The organism is Dapis hubbardiae BLCC-M172 (assembly GCF_050016015.1).
Classification (GTDB): domain Bacteria; phylum Cyanobacteriota; class Cyanobacteriia; order Cyanobacteriales; family Microcoleaceae; genus Trichodesmium.
Genome location: NZ_JBNHEQ010000151.1, coordinates 14,896 through 20,664 on the forward strand (window position 1 = coordinate 14,896; position 5,769 = coordinate 20,664).

General features: G+C 31.7%; 5 protein-coding genes. 4 read left to right on the plus strand and 1 reads right to left on the minus strand.

Going from position 1 to position 5,769, the window contains the following annotated elements; all coding sequences use genetic code 11:
* Together ACP6PK_RS13260 and ACP6PK_RS13265 are read left to right on the plus strand one after the other, a co-directional pair.
* Positions 1 to 234, plus strand: a 234-nt coding sequence (locus ACP6PK_RS13260; RefSeq protein WP_426560008.1) for a hypothetical protein, incomplete at its 5' end; no start/stop codon positions are given.
* Between the two features lie 49 nt (positions 235 to 283).
* Positions 284 to 2,230, plus strand: coding sequence for a DUF3685 domain-containing protein (locus tag ACP6PK_RS13265; RefSeq protein WP_426560009.1), 1,947 nt, complete (start codon positions 284 to 286; stop codon positions 2,228 to 2,230).
* 221 nt (positions 2,231 to 2,451) lie between these two features.
* Here ACP6PK_RS13265 and ACP6PK_RS13270 read toward each other — a convergent pair whose 3' ends face one another.
* Positions 2,452 to 2,811 (minus strand): hypothetical protein, encoded by a 360-nt coding sequence (locus ACP6PK_RS13270; protein WP_094677282.1) that lies wholly within the window; start codon positions 2,809 to 2,811, stop codon positions 2,452 to 2,454.
* A 107-nt stretch (positions 2,812 to 2,918) separates the two neighbouring features.
* On the opposite strand from ACP6PK_RS13270, the gene ACP6PK_RS13275 reads away from it, so the two are divergent.
* Both ACP6PK_RS13275 and ACP6PK_RS13280 read left to right on the plus strand, forming a co-directional pair.
* Positions 2,919 to 3,740 carry a PD-(D/E)XK nuclease family protein gene (locus ACP6PK_RS13275; protein WP_426560010.1) on the plus strand — a complete coding sequence of 274 codons (822 nt, stop codon included), beginning with the start codon at positions 2,919 to 2,921 and terminating at the stop codon, positions 3,738 to 3,740.
* Between the two features lie 758 nt (positions 3,741 to 4,498).
* Complete coding sequence (locus tag ACP6PK_RS13280; protein WP_426560011.1) at positions 4,499 to 5,683, plus strand: ATP-binding response regulator; 1,185 nt, start codon at positions 4,499 to 4,501, stop codon at positions 5,681 to 5,683.
* Positions 5,684 to 5,769 lie beyond the last annotated feature (86 nt).

Sequence of the window (5,769 nt, forward strand, 5' to 3'; positions counted from 1 at the left end):
CCCCCAGTCGCCAATATTATTCGCCAGCTCCACAGAGGTCTTATTCTCCAGCCCCCAGTCGCCAATATTATTCGCCAGCTCCACAGAGGTCTTATTCTCCAGCCCCAGCCCCAGCTCCAGCTCCAGCTCCAGCTCCAGCTCCAGCTTCCAGTTCAGATGCCTATTTACTTCAAGAATGATAAATCAGTTAATATTAAAGATTTAATTGAGACATTAAAGAAATTTGGAATTTAACTTTCATTGGTTATTATATTCTTAAAATATCTCAACCAAAAACCAATTTATGAATAGTGAATCAGCATTAAAATTGCTGCTCATTGATAATGACCCTATCTTTCGGATGGGGTTAAAATTTTCCTGTGAGCAGTTTCCTGACTTAGAAATAGTATTTGAGACAGAAGTAGGGGCAGAAGCCTTAAAAAATATTCAAAATTTGATCACAGAAGAGAATAATTTTTTGGTTATTTTAGACATAGAAACCAATAATTTGCTTCCTCAAACTACAGAGGAAATTACAATCTCTGGAATCGACTTTTGTCAACAACTTAAAACTTCGTACCCTGAGTTACCAATATTATTATTGACATCTCTACAAGATAGCTTATTATTGACATTAGTAAGAAAATTAGGTATCAATGGTTATTGTACAAAAGGAATCAGTATTTCTGAGTTAGTAATTATTATTAGACAAATAGCAAATGGTCAGTCTTATTGGAGAAATATTCCTGGGGTTGAAACTATACAAGAAAATTCTAAAAAACCAGCAAGTTTAGGTCTAAGATTTCCCACAAAAAATTTTTTCGATAATCTTTTTGATAATGTCTGTAACTCTGGAATAAAACAAATAGATTCTTCTCTGTCGGAAGTAACATATCAACTAAATGAGAGAGTAAAAAATTTAGATAGAAATAATTTAAACTCTCTACTCAATGTGGCAATAACTTCTGGGCAACGACGAGAATTACTAACAGCTAGATGGATACTTAGTCACTTGTCACCTAAGTCTGTTAATGCTCAGAAGCAGCAGCAAGCAACAGATGTAAATAGAGATGATTTTGTCGATTCAAATTTGAAAAATTTTACAGAATTACCAACAAAAAAAATTCTTAATTCTGTCAACAATAATGAGCAAATTTTCCTGAGAATAAATTCTGAATTTGTTTCTCCCACCACTGAAGCAATGAATTTACAAACAGCATTATTTGAATCAACAATAGCAAAATTAAATTCTAATTTAATTAACCTCAGTGAATTACCAATGGAAATTGATATATTGCGAGGTTCTAAGAAGCAAGAACTAATTTATATAGCTTTATGTAAATTTGAAGATATTCTTGATGAACTGCGTAATGCTTCTATTCTAATAGAAGAAATTCCCAAACAAAGATATGAGATTGTACATAATTTATGGGAATTTACGAGTAAATTTTTTATTGGTGAATACTATCAACTTGAAATTAGTAATGGCATAGGAATTATCAATTCTTTTGCCGAACAAATTAAAGTCGAAGTAATGCCAGTTTTATTAAATGATGCTGATAATGTGCATAAATTTATTCTTGATAAAATTCCTTTGGTTGAAGAGTTAATATCCTACTTATTATTTCAAGTTCCTTTAGTAATTGATAATGTATCTTTTGGAGTAGGTACTCCTGAAGCCATGGAACGCTCTGAAGCCTTACTTCAAAATTTATTAATTTCAATTGCTAATGCTGTTATTCAACCCTTATTAAATAATTTTGCCGATGTAGAAGAAATTAAAGAAAATTTTTATAGTCGTCAATTATTATCAACACGGGATATTGAAAAGTTCCGTAATCGCTTATCCTGGAGATATCGTATAGAACAATATATTGGAGAACCAAAAGAAATTTTTGAGAGTAATTTTTCCTTATTTGTATTGAATGAACGTGGCATTAAAAAAGTATCTGTTTATTCACCCCGTAGACATGAATTAGGAAAACTTTCAGGAATTCCATTGACAGTAACATTACTATTAGAAACTCGTGATGCAATAGCTCCTGGTATTAGGGCAACTGTTTCTTTTATTGGTAGTGGAGTTGTGTATTTATTAACTCAAGTAATTGGGCGTGGTATAGGTTTAATTGGAAGAGGTATTATTCAGGGTGTGGGTAGTTCTTTTCAAGATGCTAAATTTGGTCGAAATAATAATATGGGAGAAACAAGAAAAAGTCAGCAAGAAAGTAGAAGGCAGAAAGGAAGTATTTAGGATAATTAATAATTAATAATGAATAATGGATAATTAATAATTAATGATTACTTTTGGTTAAAATCAAGAGTATTGCATAGCAAAAATCTTATTTCTTTTTTTGTTGAAAAGGATAAACTTGAAACCCACATTCCACACTTACAGCGCTTTTCAAGTTGATGAACCACATCTTCACAACCAAAACTTAGTAGGGACGTTCCATGGAATGTCCCTAATGTGGTCTACTGAAATGAAAACCGCTGTAAATTTGTAGTATTAAAATTAGTATAAAAAGCTGTGGTTTGGTAAGTATTTAGGGGTTGCTGATTAAATATAAAAGTATTGACGGATAAAGGTTTGAGGAATTTTAGGTATGGAAAAAGTACCAGCTTTTTGGTTGATAAAGCCGAAAAAGTGAGCATTTTGTGTAGACTATTGGCTGAAAAATCTAGGGATAATTCTTGCTCCTGTAGATATTTACCCTTTGGTTTACACGCTCCGATACCAGCGGACATGATATTACTTGATTGTTGATTACTATGACTTTCTTCTGTTTGCGGAGCATGACCTAGGAAATTCTGACTCCTCGTTTCGCAATACATTTTGTCGCGCGGAATGTAGGTTTAAACCAAAAGGAATCAATTATCAATTATCAATTATCAATTATCAATTATTAATGATTAATTTCCCTACTCCCTAAAATGACAAAATGACAAAATATAGACTCTCTCAACAACACCTAAATTTACTGACAACTTGTCCGCGTAAATTTCAACACCTCTACCTAGATAATCTGAGTTTACCAACAACATCAGCAGAACAAGAAAGACTAAATTGGGGTAGTCAGTTTCACTTATTAATGCAGCAAAAAGAACTAGGATTACCAATAGAATCTTTGATGTTAGAAAATCAAGAAATGCAGTATTGTTTTGATAATTTTTCCCAAGCTGCATCAGAAATATTAAATCCTAAAACTCAAGAAAATATAATTTTACGGCAAGCTGAACATAATCGTAGTCTTAATTTTAATGGTTATATTCTGACAGTTATTTATGATTTATTAATTGCTGAAAATAAACAGGCACAAATTTTTGACTGGAAAACCTATAGTCATCCTCAAAACAAGAAAAAATTAGCTCAAAATTGGCAAACACGGTTATATCTTTATACCCTAGTTGAAACTAGCAACTATTTGCCAGAAACAGTTTCGATGACCTATTGGTTTATCCAACCAAAAAGTAAAAGTTTACCCTACAAACTAAAATTTTCTTATAATCAACAAGCACACAAAAAAACTGAACAGGATTTACAGGAGATATTAGATAATTTAACTTATTGGTTAAAACATTACCAGGAAGAAGAGATAGAATTTCCGCAAGTAGAGATTATTGATACTTGTCATACTTGTCAATTTGCTACTAGCTGTCAGCGTTTTTCAGAAGTTTACGACCAAGAAAAAGATACTGAGTATACGGATATTTCTAGTGATTTAATATTAAGTCTAGATAGTATTCCAGAAATATCAATTTAGCTTAAAATTATAAGTAGTAAAAAAAATCTACGCTTATCTTCTCAGTCACTTAATTCTACTACCAATCTATATATAGCAATCCACCCATTAGTTGTAAAAATTTTTATAATAGTTCATTTTAACTGAAAACATAAGTAAATTATGACTCCTGTACAAGCGATTCGCGTTTTGCATTCTGCAAAGCTTTCCGCAGGAAATCCGCCCTATCAAAAAAATATTACAATTTAAATAGGATTACTATAGTACAGAAAACATACTTTAATTCTTAACAATTCTCATTCACAAATCCTAAATGTTATAGTCATTTCAAATAAGGATGAAACACTTTCTTTTTTGGCTCAAACCCTTGCTAGGTAAATAAACCTTCGTCCCAGTCTCATTCACAAATCCTAAATGTTATTTTATACCTCAGTTGCCATTTCAAAATTAACCAAATTGTATTAGTATTTACTTCTTGTCTTTAGAGTATAGACAAAAGTCAAATGCAAGAATTCCATGACCAATTATGCCAAAATTAGAAATAGCATATATTCATTCTCATTGGTTACAAGTAATATTATGTCCGGTAGCATCGGTATTGTAAGGTCAGGGTAAGTAAGAAGGAAGAAGGAATAAGGAAAAGTGACAAGGGAGGAAGTCTTAAGAACAAAAAAAACTTAAATTTCCTAGATATTTACCCTAACTTTTGCACGCTCCAATACCAGCGGACATGGTATAACTTAAAAATTAAAAGCAATTAGCTTATTAATCAGAATATCATGTCATCAAAAATACTTGTTGTAGATGATGAGCCGGATTTTGAATCACTTATCATTCGTAACTTTAGAAAAAAAATCAAAACAAAAGAACTAGATTTTATTTTTGCCAGAGACGGTGTAGAAGCACTAGAAATCTTGTCAGATGAACCTAGTATAGACATCGTATTAACTGACATTAATATGCCTTTAATGGATGGTTTAACTTTACTAGATAATCTTCAACTTCACTATCCTGATATAAAGGCAGTTATTATTTCCGCTTATGATGATATGGAAAAAATTAGGTCTGCGATGAATAGAGGTGCTTTTGATTTTTTGACTAAACCTATAGATTTTCAAGATTTAGACATTACGATAAAAAAAACATTAACAAATGTTCAACAACTCAAAGAAAATAAACGTTTAAAACAAGAAAAAAATGAGGCAGAAGCAGCAAATAAAGCAAAAAGTGTATTTCTCGCAAATATGAGCCATGAATTACGAACACCATTAAATGCTATTATTGGCTACAGTGAAATTTTACTAGAAGATGCCCAGGATTTAGGCTATGAAGACTTTATTCACGACCTTAATAATATTCATACTTCTGGAAAACACCTATTAACAATAATTAATGATATTCTCGATCTTTCAAAAATTGAAGCAGGTAAGATGGATGTTCATTGGGAAAGCTTCAATATTATGGCATTAATTGAAAATGTTTTAGCAACTATTCAACCCTTGATAGATCAGAATGGCAATACATTAGAAATAATCTGTGAAGATAACCAAGAACCAATCGTCGCAGACCCCAATAAAATGCGTCAAGTAATTTTAAATCTTTTGAGTAATGCAGCTAAGTTTACAGAAAATGGCAACATTAGTTTAAAAGTTAAAATGGTTAATAATAATGAGAGTTTTGTCGGTGAAAATTTAGGCTTTAACTCCAAAGATAAGATGTTAGTTTTAAGTGTTGCTGATACTGGTATAGGTATATCAGAAGATAAAATAGAAAGTTTATTTCAACCATTTACTCAAGCTGACAATTCAACAACACGAAAACATGGAGGAACTGGTTTAGGTTTAGCTATTAGTCGTCACTTTTGTAAAATGATGGGTGGAGATATTGCTGTAGTTAGTGAAGTGAATAAAGGTTCTATATTTACTGTGAAATTTCCTGTTCCTCAAATAGAATTTCTCAATTAATAACAGGGAATAGGGAATAGGGAATAGGGCATAGGGAATAGGGAATAGGCAACAGAGAAGCCAAAATTAAGGTCTGCCTCATTACT

What these genes read in the sequence shown, in the direction of transcription:
- ACP6PK_RS13270 (WP_094677282.1), bottom strand. Translation starts at nt 2,811, where the DNA reads ATGTATTGCGAAACGAGGAGTCAGAATTTCCTAGGTCATGCTCCGCAA.
- ACP6PK_RS13265 (WP_426560009.1), top strand. Translation starts at nt 284, where the DNA reads ATGAATAGTGAATCAGCATTAAAATTGCTGCTCATTGATAATGACCCT.
- ACP6PK_RS13275 (WP_426560010.1), top strand. Translation starts at nt 2,919, where the DNA reads ATGACAAAATATAGACTCTCTCAACAACACCTAAATTTACTGACAACT.
- ACP6PK_RS13280 (WP_426560011.1), top strand. Translation starts at nt 4,499, where the DNA reads ATGTCATCAAAAATACTTGTTGTAGATGATGAGCCGGATTTTGAATCA.